The sequence below is a fragment of the Haloarcula amylovorans genome, assembly GCF_004681185.1.
Lineage (GTDB): Archaea > Halobacteriota > Halobacteria > Halobacteriales > Haloarculaceae > Haloarcula > Haloarcula amylovorans.
Window position 1 is genome coordinate 1,157,883 of record NZ_SRIF01000001.1, and the last position, 15,440, is coordinate 1,173,322.

Consider the following 15,440-nt stretch of genomic DNA (forward strand, 5'->3'; position numbering starts at 1 on the left):
CATCTCCCGGCCAGCGCTACTCCTCGGCGGCGACGATCTCGTAACTGCGCTCGCCCATGTCGTCTTCCTCGAAGACGAACACGCGACCGTCGGCCACGTCGAAATCCACGTCCACTTCGACGCGCATCTGTCTGTCACGAACCGTCACCCCGGGGAACAGCTCGTCTTCGGTCCCGTCGTCGAGGAGGACGCGGCCGACGCCGCTGGACTCGATGATGTCGTCGTGGGTCCGCAGGTCGTTGACGTAGACGAGGATTCCGGAGGTTTCCGTCTCGTCGGTAATGAGGACGTGCGTGTCCTTTCCCGGCGCGGTCTGTACGCTCTCCTCGGCTTTCGCGGGGACGCCGCGATAGAAGGCCGTCCGGCCGTCGAGATACTCGACGGCGATGCCGTCCTCGGTGAGTTCGACGGAGAGGGTGTCGGGGGCGATGTCGGACCGGTTGCTCATAGCCGGATTTCCAGCCGCTCGGGGAAAAACGACGCGTTGTACGACCGCTTCCGCAGATGGTAAATAGTCCGCGCCGGGAGAGACGAGCGATGGAAGGCACGGCAGCAGCACCGGCCGCTGGAACGGTCCTGAACGCGCTCGCCACCGGCCGCGGGTCGGCGTTCGCAATCGACGAGTACACGACGGCGACGGTGTCGCTCTCGACAGCCGACGAGGGGTTCACCGGTGAGATAGCTGGCGCGCCGGACGGCGACACCCGCCTCGTCGAGCGGTGTGTCGAGTACGTTGTCGACGCCCACGGCGGCGCGGTCGGCACGCCCCCCGTCGTCGGCGGTCACGTCCGCACCGAGAGCGACGTGCCGATGGCCGCCGGACTGAAGAGTTCCAGCGCGGCGGCTAACGCCACCGTGATGGGGACACTCGATGCCCTCGACGCCACCGACCGAATGACCCGAGAGGACATGGCACGCCTCGGCGTGATGGCGGCCCGCGATGTCGGTGTCACCGCTACCGGGGCGTTCGACGACGCCTCAGCGTCCATGCTCGGCGGCGTTACCGTCACCGACAACGACAGCGACGAGGTGCTGTCCCGCGAGGAAGTCGACTGGGACGTGCTGGTCTGGTCGCCGCCCGAACAGGCGTTCTCGGCCGACGCCGACGTAGAGCGCTGTCAGAAAGTCGCGCCGATGGCCCGCCTCGTCGAGGACCTCGCGCTCGATAGCGACTATCAGCGCGCGATGACGGTCAACGGACTGGCGTTCTGTGCGGCGCTTGGCTTCGACGCCGAACCCATCGTCGAGTCGATGACCGACGCTGGCGGCGTCTCGCTGTCCGGGACCGGCCCGTCCTTTACCGCCGTCGGCGAACGCACGGCACTCGAAGCTGTCAAGGAACGCTGGGACGAGCGTCCCGGTACGACGCTGCTGACTACCACGCAGACGGAGGGAACACAGACAGTATGAGCGAAAACGAGCCACCCAACCCCGAGGAGATGTCCTTAGATGAACTGCGCGATGAGATTCGAACTATCGACCGCGAAATCGTCGAGAAAATCGCCCAGCGGACCTACGTTGCCGATACCATCGCACAGGTCAAAGCCGAGAAGGACCTGCCGACGACCGACGAGGAACAGGAACAGGCCGTGATGGACCGCGCCGGCGAGAACGCCCAACGGTTCGACGTCGACGCCAACCTCGTGAAGGCGATGTTCCGCCTGCTCATCGAGTTGAACAAAGTGGAACAGCGCGAGAGCCGCTAGCGACCGCTCTTCTCACGCGACACCGCCCAGCAGACTCCCGACGGTGTAGGCGACGATCGCTGCGAGCATCCCGACGAGGAACATCTCGACGCCGTTGTAATACCAGCGACGCGAAGTGACGAGACTCCGACTCGCGCCAACGGCGAAGAACGCGAAGCCGGTAAACGCGATAGAAATCGGGAAGGACGGTGTGAGTTCGAAGATGTACGGAGTCAGCGGAGCCCAGCCGGCGACGACGAACGCTATGAACGTGACGAAAGCCGTTCTTCCGGGCGATTTTCCGTCGTCCAACTCGTCCGGCCGCCGAGAGGGGCCGTCGTGGACGGAGCGCTGGTAGTCGAGTTCCGACCGGCGGCTGAGGTAGTTGCTCATCCCCATCGAGAAGCCGTCCGCGAACAGGTTCGCCGCGCCCAAGACGAGAACGATAGACGGATTCAGGGCGGCTCCGGCGACGCCCGAGACGACGGCGAACGTGGTGACGATCCCGTCGTTCGCGCCGTAGATGACTTCGGCGAGGTACCGCCCAGAGGATTCGACATCGTCGCCGAGCAGACGTTCTATCATCTCGGTGGGCAATTCGAATACTGACGGCAAAATGTCGTCGGTATGGCGGGTGTCCAGCTATTGGGGAAGTCGCAGGAGAACGGTGTCAGCGACTGCTATTAGTCCTGTCCGGTCTCGATGTCGATCTCTTCGAAGGTGACTTCCGCTGTCTCGCCGTAGCGGTCGCCGTTCTGTTCGTCGTGACGGTGGAACTCGGGCGGTTCGATGGTGACGTGAAGGTCGTAGGTTCCGCCCTCGGGTACTTCGACGTTCGCGCCGTAGTGGTAGACACCGGGGTGCCAGAGAAACGACAGTTCGAAGGGACCGTACGCTTCGCCGTCGCGTTCGAGCGTCGCGCTCACGTCGCAATACGGGACGAACCGCTTGTCACCGGCGTCGGCGACGACGACTTCGAGGTGGCAGTTCTCGTCATCGGGTTCGACGAACTCGAACTCTCCCTCCTCGACCAGCTCGTACATCCCTTCGGCTTCCTCCTGTGCGTACCCGACGACGTACTCTCCGACTTCCGTCTTGTCGCCGTCGTTGGCGATGGTGTTGGCCATGTACGCCACCGAGGTCTGGTAGGCCGCGCCCTCGGTCTTTGATTGCTGAATCTGGTTGCGGTCCACCTCGTCGCTCGGCTGTTTCTGCGGGTTGTCAGGCATCGCCCCGACGGTACGGGTCTGAAACCCCTAACGAGCGGACTTGCAAGTGCACTTTACCCATAATCGAGTGCAGAGCCGCTGCGCTTTCGTCCGACGTGAGCCGAGCCGTCAGTACTCCCAGAGTCGGTCGATACGCTCTGCGATCTCGTCGTTGTCCTCCCGGAGCGTCTCGACGTCCGTCTCGCCCGCGATATTGACGACGTGGACTTCCCCGCGGCGGCCGCCGTAGACGTCCTGGAAGTCGTAGACGACGCCGACGACGTCCACCGCATCGGGCACGTCGTCGCTCTCGCGGAGGAGTTCGACCTGGCGGTCGACGTTGTACTCGACGAGGTGGTTTATCGCGTCCGTGCGGTCGAGGTCGTCGGGGAGCGCCTCGACGCCGGGTTCGAGGTGGGGTTTCAGCAGGCCGAGACAGTGTTCGATGCCCGCCGGCTCGTCCACGCCGTCGGTCAGAGCGTCGTAGGTGGCCGTCACCGCGCCACAGCCGGTGTGACCGACGACGATCGCCGTCTCGGTGCCCGTATGCGCGAGCGGATAGAGTACGTCACCCGAGACCACTTCCCCCGCCTCGGTCTGCTGGACGACGCGGTTGCCGATGTTGCCGCAGGTGAAGAGGTGCCCGGGTTCCTCGTTGCCCCAGATGTGGTCCTGCAGGACGCGGGAGTCCGAACAGCAGACCGTGACGGCGTCGGGGGCCTGTCCGTCCTGTACGTCGTCGAAGCGAGTGTCGAACTCCTCGGCGTGGCTCTCGTTCTGTGCGAGCAGGTCGACGACTGTCTCGTGCATACCGGGGAGTGGATACCCCAGCAAGAAATTTCTTACCGAATTGGACGGGGCCAGCCTGTACGAGTATGAGGGAATCCCCCGTCGAGTATTAACAATCACTAAGAATGCGCCCGGAGATACAGAGATATCGATGTTACACGGCGACGCCTTCGGGTTGCTCCTCGGCGCGGTCGCACTGGGTGCAGTCCACGGCATCGAACCGGGTCACGGCTGGCCCGTCGCGGCCTCCTACGCCCTCGATCAGTCGAACAAGTGGCTATACGGGTTCGCCGCGAGCCTCCTCATCGGAATCGGCCACCTCGTCAGCAGCATCGCCATGGTCGCCGTGTTCTTCTACGCCAAGTCCTACTTCGAGTTGACGCAGGTCAACGAACCGCTGACGCTGGCCCCCGGTGTAGAGATTGGCGGCCCGGTGAGCATCGTGGCGGGCATCTTGTTGATCGCGCTCGGCGTCCGCGAGTACACCCACGGCCACTCACACGGGCACGTGTCGGACGACGACGGTCAGCACGACCACACTCACGATGGCGGCGGCCACCACGGCCATCACGACCACCGGGGTCACAGCGACGGGCACGACCACCACGCCGACCACACCCGCGACCACGACCACCCCGCTGCCCACTCCCCGGATGGCTTCCTTGCTCGACTGAAGGGCGCTCTCCCGTTCGCGGGCGGCCACTCCCACGACCACGGCGAGCGTGACGACGCCACCGACCGCGGGATGCTCGGCATCGCGTGGTTCGCCTTCCTCCTGGGATTCGCCCACGAGGAGGAGTTCGAGATTATCGCGCTGTGTGCCGGGTCGACTCACTGTCTGGAACTGATGAGCGCGTACGCGTTCACGGTTATCGTCGGCATCGTCGGCCTGACGCTGCTGTTGCTCGCGGGCTACGAGCACTTCGAGGAGACCGTCGAGTCCTACACGGGCTATCTGCCCGTCTTCTCGGCCGTCGTCCTCGTCAGCATGGGGGTCGGGTTCGTCGTCGGCCTATTTTGACTACGCCGCCGATGCGAGTCGATAGGTGTCGTAGCCGGCGTAGGAAACCAGCGCGACGCTCACCGCGATGGCCGCGAGGCCGACGACCAGTCCGAGCCCCCAGTACGCCCAGATACCGGCCCCGAGCAACGCGCCGGCGAGGAGAAAGAGGACGACGAGACGAACCAAGTAGCGAAGGTCCGGTTCCATGCGGGACGCTTCGAGGTGAACCGGCAAATACGTTCGCCGACGTGGACGACAGGAGGAACTTCCGACGTGCCATCAGCGGCCGGAGAACAAGCCGCCGAGGCGGGCGAACACCGGCGAGAGTTCCGCCGCGAGCGCCTGCCGTTTGAGGAGGACGAATCCGAGGAAGATGACGAGGAAGCCGGCGATATCGAGTGCCGCGAGCGTCTCCTCCAGTGCCAGCCAGCCAGCGACGGCGGCGAAGATAGGCGCGGCGTAAGAGACGAGATTTATCTCGATAGCCCCGAGGCTGGCCAGTAAGTCGAAATAGATGACGTAGCCGACGGCGCTCGCGAACACCGCCAGATACAGCAGGGCGGCGACGCCGACGGCGGAGAACTCGGCCTGCGCGAGCGACTCGCCGGGGAGTGAGAAACTGATGGCGTGGAGCAAGACCGCGCCGAAGGCGTTCGACCACGCGACCATCCCCTCCGAGGAGATGCCGCCGTCGAGGCGCTGGACGAAGACGCTTCCCAGCGCAACGGAGGCGGCCGCGAGCAGGACGAACGCCGGCGCGATAGCTTCGGCACCGAGCAAGTCCGAGGGGTCCGGGCGGGCGACGAGCACCACACCGACGAAGCCGAGCGTGAGACCGAGCGTCCCGAGCAGCGACAGTCGCTCCTCGGGGAGGAACAGCCGGGAGAACACCGTGGAGAGGATGGGACTCATTCCGACGAGGATGGCCGCAACGCCACTCGTGACGCCCGTCTCGCCGACGAAAAGAAAGGCGTTGTACAGCGCGATGATGAGCGTCCCTTCGACGAGGAGCGTGAGCCAGTCCGCGCGGGTGCGAGGAAGCCAGTAGTCGCTCGTCGCCGCGGCGTAGACGAGCATCAACGCGCCGGCGACGTCGTACCGAATCGCCGCGAAGAGGACCGGCGGGAACGCGTCGAGACCCGCTTTGATAGCCATAAACGACGTCCCCCAGAGTGCTGCCAACAGGACGAACAGCGTGGCCGACCGACGGTCGCTCATATCCGACGATGCCGCGGCAGGTGGATAACGGTGGCCATCGGCGAGCGTCCGCGACGAGTAGCGGTCACTCCAGTGCTCGCCAGACGGTGACCGAGAGGTACAGCGAAGCCGTCCCGCCGACGGCGACGACGAGCCAGTAGGTCGCGAGTCGGAAGACGACGACACCGGCCGCGGCCAGTTCCGGCGGGATGCCGACGACGACCAGCGCACCGGTGAGCCCGACTTCCGTAGTCCCCAAGCCGCCCGGCGTCGGCAGGAACGCGAGGACGCCGGCCGCCGGGACGAGAAACAGTGCGAGACCGAGGGAAACGGAGACATCCACGGCCGCGAGGCCAAGCAGGAGCGCCGACGAGAAAGAGAGCCAGCCCAGCAGCGCGAACGCACTCGCCACGGCGAGGCGACGGGAGTCGTTTGTCGCGGTGCCGAACCGATCGAGAAACGTAGCGACACCGTCGGTGACTCTGTCGGGTTCGAGCGCTGCGGCAATGCGCGTCGAGACGCGGCCGGCCGTCCCTCTGACGAAGGCGGCGACGCGTTCGACGAGTCCAGCGACTCGGTGCCGGTGGTAGACGACGGCTCCGCCGACCAGTAGCGCGAGGACGACGACTGTCAGCAGGCCGAGGACGAACGGACCACCGAACGCTACCGGCGGGTCCAAAAGCAGCACCGTCAGTCCGAGGGCCGTCCCGCCAAGCGAACCGGCGAAGATGAGGAGTTCACTGGCCGCGACAGCCCCGAACAGGTCACGAAAATGCCCGTCACTGTTCTCCGAGAGGACGTACGCGATGATGGCCGACCCGCCAGCGTTCCCCAATGGAAGCACCAGTTTGCCGAACGTCCCCGACAGGTAACAGAGCTGAACGAGGCGTCTGGAGAGCGACTCGTCGGTACCGCGCAGAATCGTCGCCGTCGCCATTCCCCAGCACAGTTGCGCGCCGACCGCCGTGACGGCCGCGAGGCCGACAAAAGTGAGGTCGGCCGCGGCGAGCGCCGACAGCATTCTGTCGGTATCGACGGAGAGGAACAGCAACGAAAGCAGGAGAACGGCGGCGAGCCCCCCAACGAGCAGGCGGTAGGAACTCTCCCGTGCCGTCGCCGTCGTTGCCATTTAGTCGTGTTCGGCCGTCGGCGGGTATCAATCTACGGGCTAGCAGCGGGGTCGTACGTCTCGGCGAGGGCGTCGAGGGACTCGTGGTGTTCGGTCGTGTGCGGGGCGGTGAGCGGTGAGACGCTGACCTTCCCGTCGACGACGGCCCGGCGGTCGCTTCCCTCCGGGTCGGGGATGTCGCCCTCGGCCATGCGCTCCCAGATGCGGTCGTGGAGCGTCACGGCGTCGCCGTCGCGGACGGCCCCCATCTCGTACACCCGCGAGGGCTGGGTCACCTCGATATCGGCCGGTCCCCACTCGGCGACGGGCGCGTTGACGTTGAGGTAGTCACACTGCTCGAAGACGCCCGCTTCGAAGGCGTGGTCGGCGAGATACGCCGTCGCGCGGACGGCCTCGGCGTAGCTGTCGCCGTCGGCTTCGATGTCGGCGAAGGCGGTGTCGTCGCGCACCGGGATGTACATCGAGACAGCTATTGCCGGCACCTCGAAGAACGTCGACTCGACGGCGGCGCTGACGGTCCCCGAGCGCCCAAGGACGTACGCGCCGAGGTTCGCACCGCGATTACAGCCGGCAACCACGAGGTCCGTCTCGGGCACCAGCGCCTCCAGCCCGGCGACGACGCAGTCCGTCGGCGTCCCCTCGACGACGTAGCCGAGTTCGTGCTCTCGAACGGTGACTTCGTGGGAGATTGCGCGACCGACGGCGCTCTGGTCGTCCGCCGGCGCGACCACCGTCACGTCACCGACCGCGTCGAGTCCGTCGTAGACGGCCCGCAACCCGGCGCTCTCGATGCCGTCGTCGTTCGTCAGCAGGATGGTCGGCTCGTCCATACGGCGTCTGGGGCTGTCTGCGAGAAAAACCCCTTGCCTATCGCGCTCGTGGTTCTCACTCGCTTCGCCCTTTGAACTGCGCGACTGCTCGCGGCTCCCTACGGTCACCGCTCGCTTTCCGAGGGGCGCGAGCGGAGTGAGCGGCCCTCGCTACTGCTCACGGGTCGTTTCTCCCCGTTCGCTGTCCGCGGTTCTCACTCGCTTCGCTCGCTCCGAACCGCGCTATCTCGCTCTATCCACCGTCGTCTCACCGTCGACGACGACGTTGTACGCTTCCTCGTCGTCGTTCCAGAGGACGAGTGCGTTCTGCAGCGAGAGGAGGTCCCCGTAGTCAGCTTCTCGAAGGTCGTCGTTCAGCAACGTCGACTCGGTGACGACGGCGAAGTGGTCGACTTGCTGGCTCCCGTCGCCCAGCAGGTACAGCGGGTTCGAGTCGCCCTCCGAGAGGTCGCGGCTGAGTTTGATTCCCAGTAGGTTCACCCGGCCGGTGACGTAGTTCTCGGCGTCGGCCATCGGCGCGTGCGTCCCACGGTCGGGCGTCAGTTCGATGGCCCGCTGGTCGTCTTTTCGGAGGACGCTGTAGGCGTACTGCACGTCGACGTTGACGAACTCGCCGGTGCCGCCAGCGGCGTCGTCGAGGCGTTTCTGCATCGACGGCACCTCGATGTCTGGTTTGCGGTCGAACGACCACGATTCGCCCTCGGGGGACTGGTGGGGCCAGAGGCGAACCGTCGGTGCGTACACCGTCGCCGGGCCGTCGTCGGCGACAGCGCGCTCGATCTCGCGCAGTTCCGTCGCGGTGTTCCGGTCGGCCGGTTCCAGCGCCACCACCGTCCCGTCCTCGGCGAGCGCGTCGAAGTACCGCTCGACGACGGCGACTGGGTCGGCCAGTTCGTTGAGGACGTTGCCGAACAGCACGAGATCGAACGGCTCGTCGCCCGTCTCGGCTTCGATATCGACTTCCTCCGCCGTCTCCCGGTGGACGGTGACACTGACGTTCGACCCGGTATCGGAGAGCAGCGTGTCGAGCACGTCGGCCGCGGCGCTGGGTTCGACGGCGTGGTACTCCACGAGGGCCTCGTCGGGCAGCAAATCGAGGAGTCCCAGTGCCGGGCCGCCGACGCCCGCCCCCACGTCGAGCACGCGGAGTTGCGACGGGAGCAGGCCATCCGCCAGCAGGTCTGCGAGGACGTACTGCGCGACTGCGTAGTAATCGGGCAGGTGGTAGATTGCGTAGCCGTGAGCCGTCAGGTCGTCGTACTCGACGGACGCCCGGTCGAGGTAGCGCTCTTTCACCTCGCGGATGCGCTCGCGGAGTCGGTCGCCGCTCTCGCCGCGCGCCCAGTCGTCGCCGTAGGCATCCGCGAGCATCGACTCGACGCGCTGTTCGTACTCGTCAGGGAACCGCTCGACGCCGTGGAACGGCCCCGCCGGTGAGAGCGGTCCCTCCGGGGCGGGGACAAAGGTGCCGTCGTCTTCTTCGACGATGGCGAGGTCGACCGCCTCCTCGCGGAGCACCTGCTTGACGACCGCCGGGTGGGGCTGGCCTTCGACGTACTCGTACAGTTCCTCGGGGTCTAGCGGCCGGACGTTTCGGAGGTACTTGGCGTTCTCGCGTATCTGTCGGCGCGTCTCGGGGTTCATGATAAGGTCTCGTAGAGTTCGGCGAAATCGTCGCGGTCGGCGTCGGCGACGCGGCGGGCCGCCTCGGCGACGCGGTCGGCCCCCTCGAAGGTCTCCTGGATGTCGGCGTAGACGTGGGCGTCGCCGCCAGTGACCTGTTCGACGAGGTCTGCCATACCCGCCGAGATAGGCGTGTGGAACCGGTCTGGAACGTCGGCGGCGGCGAGTGCATAGGCGAGGACGGCGGCGTGTGCACCCGCCTGTACTGTCTCCATCGCCTCGTCGTGTTCCTCGGGGGTCGTTTCGAACGTGTCATTGCCGGCCGCGGCGAGCGCGCCAACTACGACATCCACGGCGTCGCCGCCGGCGTCCGTGACGACGGCGACGTTGCCCGGCGCGTTCTCCGGAGCGAACAGCGGGTGGAGGCTCGCTCGCTGCGTCTTCGGGGCGGCGGCCGCCATCGCCGAGAGCGGGGCGGCCATATTGCCGGTCACGTCGACCATGGCGTCGGTCGCACGCGGGGCGTACTCCTCGATGGCAACCCCGGCGACCGGCATCGGCACGGCGATACAGACCACGTCGAAGAAGTCGTCGGTGTCGGGCGGGACCGCACTCCCACCGACCGCCTCGGCTGCCCGTCGAGCGGCGTCGCTGTCGGTATCGGTGAAGGCAATCGTCGCGTCGGTGTGGTCCCGCAGCGTCCGGGCGAACCACTCCCCCATCGACCCGGCACCGACGACGAGGACGTTCATGCGACGAGCGTAGCCCGTCCCGTCTCAAAAGGCGTTCGGTCACCCGTCGCGGCCCGGTTTTGAACGACTGCCGATGGAGAGCTAGACGGTAGTCGTAACCGGCGACGGCAACGGGACCGCGGCCCCCTAAACGCTTATCCGTCGGCCCCGAGTCGTCGTTTTCATGAAGCGCGTTCGATTCCGCGACTCCGCGGGGAACGTCCGGGGCGGTCGCTGGACCGTCGAGGACGGGGAACCCAAGGTCACCGCGGCCGCCGGGCCGTACGGCCGTATCGCCTTCGGCGACGAGAGCTACTCGCCCGAGGAGGTGGACATCCTCCCGCCGTGTGAACCGACCAAAATCGTCTGCGTCGGTCGCAACTACGCCGACCATGCCGACGAGATGGGCAACGACCTGCCTGACCGACCGTTGCTGTTCTTGAAAGGTCCCAACGCCGTCGCCTCTCACGGGAAGAACCTCACGCTCCCGTCGGGCAAGGAACGCATCGACCACGAGGCGGAACTCGCCGTCGTCATCGGCGAACAGTGCAAGAACGTCAGCGAGGCCGGCGCGATGGACGTCGTCGCGGGCTACACCTGCCTCAACGACATCTCGAACCGCGACGACCAGGAGAAAGAGCAAAACTGGGTCCGCGGGAAGGCCTTCGACAACGCCTGTCCCATCGGGCCGCTCGTCGCCACGCCGGAACACGTCCCCGAGGACGCCAGCATCGAGTGCCGCGTCAACGGCGAGACCCGGCAGTCCTCCACCCGGGACCACCTCATCTTCTCCGTCGAGGAACTCATTGCCGAGATTACCGAGTATATGACGCTCGAACCCGGCGACGTCATCGCCACCGGGACGCCGGAGGGCGTCGGTCCGCTCGAAGACGGCGACGAAGTGGAGATCGAAGTCGAGGGAATCGGTACGCTGAAACACTCCGTGAAGATCCCATAACGGCGGCGAGAAGCACGTTCTCTAGCGGCCGGTGTTCGAACGAGCCGGCATGACAACGCCTAAGTTTAGGCTCGCCTAATCGCCGTCGAGATGGACAGAGAGCCGGCTCCCCGGGCCGACGTCTGCGTCGTCGGTGCCGGGCCGGCGGGTGCGCTCGTTGCCAGTCGTCTCGCCAGCGACGGCTACGACGTGGTCGTCTTAGAGGCCGGCCCGCGGTTCGATTTCGCTGACCGGCAGGAGCGCATGGAGGAGGCGATCCGCCCCGCTCACCGCGGGTCGGTGTGGGAGATGGGCGGCCAGCGGGACGCCTTCTCGGCCAGCGGCGAGCGGTACTACCCGCTGAACACCGCCCGCGTGAAAGGCGTCGGCGGGTCGACGCTGCACTGGCAGGGGATGGTGATGCGGCTGCACCCGTCAGACTTCGAGGGGAGCCACGACAACGACGACCCGGCGTGGCCCATCGGCTACGAGGATTTACGGCCGTACTACGCCGACGCGGAGCGAGCGATGGGCGTCGCGGGCGACTCGGACAACCCGTTCGCACCGCCGAGAGAGGAGCCGTATCCGCTCCCCGGGTTCCCGCCCTCCTACAGCGACTCGCTGTTCGCCGAGGCCTGCGAGTCGCTTGGCATCTCGATGCACGCGGTGCCCAACGCTCGCAACTCGGAATCCTACGATGGCCGCGGCCCCTGTGTCGGCTACGGCACCTGCCAGCCGGTGTGCCCCTCCGGCGCGAAATACGACGCGAGCGTCCACGTCGAGGACGCGGAGGAAACGGGTGCGACAATACTGGACCGGGTGCCAGTCCAGCGCCTCGAAACGGACGGTGAGGGTCGAGTCACGGCGGCCGTCTACGCGACCCCCGATGGTAGCGAACACCGACAGGAAGCGCGGGAGTTCGTTCTCGCTGCCGGCGGCGTCGAAATCCCGCGTCTGTTGCTCCTCTCGAAGTCCAAGTCGCATCCGGACGGCCTCGCCAACTCCTCGGGAGCCGTCGGCCGGTACTTCATGGACCACCTCTTCGTCGGCGCGGGGGGCACCGTAGCGGAGCGGACCCGACAGAACCACGTCGGCTTCATCACCAGCGAATGTCACCAGTTCTACGACGACCCGGGACAGGCCGTCGAACGAGTGGCCGACGGCGAGACGGTCGTCCCAGCCAGCGACGAGACGCTCTCCCCCATCAAACTGGAGTTCCTGAACTACGCCGGTCCCTCGCCCGTCGAACTGGCGCTGTCGGCCGACGACTGGGGCGACGAACTGCTGGACGACCTGCGCGAATCGTACGGCAACAGCATCGCGATGGGCGGCCTCGTCGGCCAGCCGCCGCGGAGGGAGAACCGGGTGACCCTCGACACCTCGACCACCGACGACCACGGCAACCCCGTCCCGGACGTACAGTGGTCGTGGGGACCGCGCGTGAAGCGGTCGATGGCCCGAACCAACGACATCCAGCACGCCGTTCTCTCGGAGTTGGGCGTCGATATCTCCTGGACCGCCGGCCCGGAGAGCGGCGGGTCCGGCCCGGCCTATCACCATATGGGGACGACGCGGATGGGGACCGATCCCGAGAAAAGCGTCGTGAATCCGCAGTTGCGGACTCACGACGTGGGAAACCTCTCGATCGCGTCGTCGTCGGTGTTCGTCACCGCGGGGTCACTGAACCCGACGCTGACGATCGCCGCACTAGCGCTGAAGTGCGCCGACCACGTCAAAGAGCGGCTCTGAGCGGCCGTTTACTCTGGCTTCCCGCCGTCTTCCAGGGCCGTCGCCCGGTCTCCGCCCGTCGACCGAGCCTGTGACCCGGTTCCCACCTCGAACGTCGCCAGCAGCGATCGGAGCCGGTCCGCTTGTTCGCTGAGCGACTCGACGTTCGCGCTGACCTGCGACATAGAGGCCGCCTGTTCCTCTGCGGCCGCGGAGGCGGTCTCCGCCTCCGTCGCCGTCGACCGACTGCTGTCGGTGACTTCCTCGACCATCGACGCCGCCTCCTCGGTGCTCGCGGCCTGCTCCTCCGTCGTGTCGCGTATCTCCTGGATACCGCCGTCGGTCTCGTCAGCGTTCTCCGCGACCAGTTCGAACGCGCCGACGACCTCTTCGACCGCCTCGACGCTCTCGGCCATGTCGCGGTCGGCTTCCCGCGCCCGCTCGACGGTCGCGGTCGTCTGGGCCTGGGTCTGCTCGATGAGTTGCTCGATCTCGGTCGCCGAGTCCTGCGTCTCCTCGGCCAACTGCTTCACCTCGTTGGCGACGACAGCGAATCCGTCACCGCCGCCACCGTCGCCGGCGCGAGCGGCCTCGATATTCGCGTTGAGCGCGAGCATATTCGTCTGCTCGGCGATGTCGCTGATGAGTTCGATAATCTCGCCGATTTCGGCCATCTGCTCGTCGAGCGTCTCGACGTTATCCACGGTGGCGTCGATAGCCGCCTGCACGTCTCTCGCGTCGTCTATCGCGTCAGTCGCCGTCTGCTCGCCGTCCTCGGCGATCTCGGTCGTCTCCCGGGACCGCTGGGCGACCGTCTCGGCGGAGGCGGCGACTTCCTCGACCGTCGCCGACAGTTCGGTCATCTCGCCGGAGACCTGTTCGAGCCGCTCACGCTGGTCGGCCGTCCCGTCGGAAATCTCCTGGATGGAGCGGCCGACTTCCTCGCTGGCCGTTCTGGCTTCGGCCGTCCCGGCGTCGGCCTCCTCGCTCGCTGCCTTCACCGTCTCCGCGAACGACTGAATCTCCCGCATCGCCGAGGCCGTCTCGTCTAACATCTCGTTGAACGAGGTCCCGATCTGGGTCATCGCTTCGCTCTCGCTCTCGGGGTCCAATCGAACGGTCAGGTCCCCGTCGGCGGCCGCAGCCATCGCATCGCTGTAGGCGTCGGCCTTCGCTTCGAGGTGCGTGACGAGTTCTTCGACATCGGCCTGTCGAGACTCGGCTTCGGCTTTCAGCTCCTCGGCTTCAGCCTTCTCGGCCGCGATCTCCTCTCGCTTGGCTTCGAGGTTCTCAACCTCTTCGGTCTTTGCTCTTACCTCCCGCAGCTTCTGTTCGGTCTCCTCACGGGACCGCTCGGTCGAGTACCAATGTGTCATGAGCGCTGCGGCCAACCCGAGGACGAATACGCCGTGGACGAGTCCCCACACCCACGGGTGTTCGATGGCCGCCGGGTGGTTGTAGACACGTTCGGGATTCATCATCCCGAAGACGCCGTGGCCGAGAACGACGTAGCCGATGCCAAGCGCGAACGGTACCCAGTCCTCGTAGACGGCGATGACCGCCATCCCGACGAAGAAGTGAAAGTGCGCCTCGATGAATCCGCCCGATAAGTGGACGAGGACGATGGAACAGGACAGGAGCGCCGTGGAGGCCAACGCGGTGCGCACGCGTCGGCCGAACCGGGGGAGCGCCGCCAGACCGACGAGGGTGACGACGATCCCGAGTTCAAACGCCAGAGCCGTCAGCGGCACCTCGGGAATCGTCGCGCCGGTCACCAACGACTCGGTGCCGTCGTACAGACCGAGCAAGAGAAGAAACGGGACGTGTGCAAGGACAACGAGGAGGATATTTCGGTGTCGCCCCCGCCACGTCTCGTCAGGGATCGTATCACCCGCCGGGATGTATCGCACGAACTCCCGAATCTTCTGCTCTATATTTTTCGCTCCGAGCCTGTCTGACCCAGAACTCGCTATTTCGCTCATACATTGTCAGAGGACATGTTCGGGAAAACTGTTACTCTCCCAATATCACGGTTAGTAACGCCACTGTCGTTCATGAGACTGGTCTGTAGAGTCGAAAGCGGTTCGACGGGCCGCTCCCGCCGGAAATTCGGTCAGTAATAGAGACCGAGAATCGCGCCGGCGTCGACGAGAAGCAACACCGCGACCAGCGACGCGCCCAGCAGGAAGGGGCGGGCCTCACGGGCCGGTTGGCGGACCTTCTGTTGACCGAACCCGTCCGAGAGTTTCGCCGTCCCGACTTCCACGAGGGCTGCGAGCGTAAACCAGAGGACGACCATCGTGATGACCAGATGGCCCCGACCCGACCCGGTCAGCGACCCAATGGTGTAATTGGTCGCGGCGAGGTGGCCCCCGGTTAGCAACAGCAGGAGGGCGCTCGCCCTTGAGATAGTCTGCAGTTTTTCGGTGAGCGTCGAGAGCGGTCCCGGACGGGCGTCTCCGTTCATCGCCGTCGGGAGGACGGCGTAGGTGGTGAACAGAACGCTTCCTGCCCACAGCCCGGCGAACACGAGGTGCGTCGCGTACATCGCAGCATCGACGGCGGTCATACTCGGCGGTT

17 protein-coding genes are annotated in these 15,440 nt (G+C 66.1%); 5 read left to right on the forward strand and 12 right to left on the reverse strand.

Annotated features, from left to right (window positions below; all coding sequences use genetic code 11):
* Positions 1 to 16: 16 nt before the first annotated feature.
* Complete coding sequence (locus E4S61_RS05870; RefSeq protein WP_135302951.1) at positions 17 to 448, reverse strand: DUF5796 family protein; 432 nt, start codon at positions 446 to 448, stop codon at positions 17 to 19.
* An 89-nt stretch (positions 449 to 537) separates the two neighbouring features.
* Here E4S61_RS05870 and E4S61_RS05875 point away from each other — a divergent pair, with 89 nt between their 5' ends.
* Together E4S61_RS05875 and E4S61_RS05880 are read left to right on the forward strand one after the other, a co-directional pair.
* Positions 538 to 1,410 (forward strand): shikimate kinase, encoded by an 873-nt coding sequence (locus tag E4S61_RS05875; protein WP_135302952.1) that lies wholly within the window; start codon positions 538 to 540, stop codon positions 1,408 to 1,410.
* Positions 1,407 to 1,706 carry a chorismate mutase gene (locus E4S61_RS05880; protein ID WP_135302953.1) on the forward strand — a complete coding sequence of 100 codons (300 nt, stop codon included), beginning with the start codon at positions 1,407 to 1,409 and terminating at the stop codon, positions 1,704 to 1,706. Before E4S61_RS05875 ends, E4S61_RS05880 begins: the two co-directional genes overlap by 4 nt.
* Before the next feature lie 12 nt (positions 1,707 to 1,718).
* Here the strand turns inward: E4S61_RS05880 and E4S61_RS05885 are convergent, their stop codons facing one another.
* From E4S61_RS05885 to E4S61_RS05895, 3 genes are all read right to left on the reverse strand, one after another.
* Entirely contained in the window at positions 1,719 to 2,270 is a 552-nt protein-coding gene (locus E4S61_RS05885; RefSeq protein WP_135302954.1) for a VIT1/CCC1 transporter family protein, read from the reverse strand.
* Positions 2,271 to 2,368: 98 nt separating this feature from the next.
* Positions 2,369 to 2,914 (reverse strand): iron transporter, encoded by a 546-nt coding sequence (locus tag E4S61_RS05890; protein ID WP_135302955.1) that lies wholly within the window; start codon positions 2,912 to 2,914, stop codon positions 2,369 to 2,371.
* Positions 2,915 to 3,022: 108 nt separating this feature from the next.
* Positions 3,023 to 3,703: a carbonic anhydrase gene (locus tag E4S61_RS05895; protein ID WP_135302956.1), complete on the reverse strand. Its 681-nt coding sequence runs from the start codon at positions 3,701 to 3,703 to the stop codon at positions 3,023 to 3,025.
* A gap of 130 nt (positions 3,704 to 3,833) precedes the next feature.
* On the opposite strand from E4S61_RS05895, the gene E4S61_RS05900 reads away from it, so the two are divergent.
* A complete protein-coding gene (locus E4S61_RS05900; RefSeq protein WP_135302957.1) occupies positions 3,834 to 4,703 on the forward strand; it encodes a hypothetical protein in 870 nt (289 codons plus the stop codon).
* On the opposite strand, the gene E4S61_RS05905 is transcribed toward E4S61_RS05900, so the two are convergent.
* From E4S61_RS05905 to E4S61_RS05930, 6 genes are all read right to left on the reverse strand, one after another.
* A complete protein-coding gene (locus E4S61_RS05905) occupies positions 4,704 to 4,892 on the reverse strand; it encodes a hypothetical protein (protein WP_135302958.1) in 189 nt (62 codons plus the stop codon). It abuts the gene before it with no gap.
* Between the two features lie 72 nt (positions 4,893 to 4,964).
* Positions 4,965 to 5,903, reverse strand: coding sequence for a DMT family transporter (locus E4S61_RS05910; protein WP_135302959.1), 939 nt, complete (start codon positions 5,901 to 5,903; stop codon positions 4,965 to 4,967).
* A 64-nt stretch (positions 5,904 to 5,967) separates the two neighbouring features.
* On the reverse strand, positions 5,968 to 7,011 hold the full coding sequence (locus E4S61_RS05915) for a lysylphosphatidylglycerol synthase transmembrane domain-containing protein (RefSeq protein ID WP_135302960.1): 1,044 nt from the start codon (positions 7,009 to 7,011) through the stop codon (positions 5,968 to 5,970).
* Positions 7,012 to 7,043: 32 nt separating this feature from the next.
* On the reverse strand, positions 7,044 to 7,841 hold the full coding sequence (gene surE, locus E4S61_RS05920; protein ID WP_135302961.1) for a 5'/3'-nucleotidase SurE: 798 nt from the start codon (positions 7,839 to 7,841) through the stop codon (positions 7,044 to 7,046).
* Between the two features lie 222 nt (positions 7,842 to 8,063).
* Positions 8,064 to 9,485: a small ribosomal subunit Rsm22 family protein gene (locus E4S61_RS05925; protein ID WP_135302962.1), complete on the reverse strand. Its 1,422-nt coding sequence runs from the start codon at positions 9,483 to 9,485 to the stop codon at positions 8,064 to 8,066.
* Positions 9,482 to 10,216, reverse strand: coding sequence for a prephenate dehydrogenase/arogenate dehydrogenase family protein (locus tag E4S61_RS05930; RefSeq protein ID WP_135302963.1), 735 nt, complete (start codon positions 10,214 to 10,216; stop codon positions 9,482 to 9,484). Before E4S61_RS05930 ends, E4S61_RS05925 begins: the two co-directional genes overlap by 4 nt.
* Before the next feature lie 163 nt (positions 10,217 to 10,379).
* Between E4S61_RS05930 and E4S61_RS05935 the strand changes: the two genes are divergently transcribed.
* On the forward strand, positions 10,380 to 11,153 hold the full coding sequence (locus E4S61_RS05935) for a fumarylacetoacetate hydrolase family protein (protein WP_135302964.1): 774 nt from the start codon (positions 10,380 to 10,382) through the stop codon (positions 11,151 to 11,153).
* Between the two features lie 90 nt (positions 11,154 to 11,243).
* On the forward strand, positions 11,244 to 12,881 hold the full coding sequence (locus tag E4S61_RS05940; RefSeq protein WP_135302965.1) for a GMC family oxidoreductase: 1,638 nt from the start codon (positions 11,244 to 11,246) through the stop codon (positions 12,879 to 12,881).
* Positions 12,882 to 12,889: 8 nt separating this feature from the next.
* Here the strand turns inward: E4S61_RS05940 and E4S61_RS05945 are convergent, their stop codons facing one another.
* Positions 12,890 to 14,842: a methyl-accepting chemotaxis protein gene (locus E4S61_RS05945; protein ID WP_135302966.1), complete on the reverse strand. Its 1,953-nt coding sequence runs from the start codon at positions 14,840 to 14,842 to the stop codon at positions 12,890 to 12,892.
* A 131-nt stretch (positions 14,843 to 14,973) separates the two neighbouring features.
* Positions 14,974 to 15,429 carry a transporter gene (locus E4S61_RS05950; RefSeq protein WP_135302967.1) on the reverse strand — a complete coding sequence of 152 codons (456 nt, stop codon included), beginning with the start codon at positions 15,427 to 15,429 and terminating at the stop codon, positions 14,974 to 14,976.
* Positions 15,430 to 15,440 lie beyond the last annotated feature (11 nt).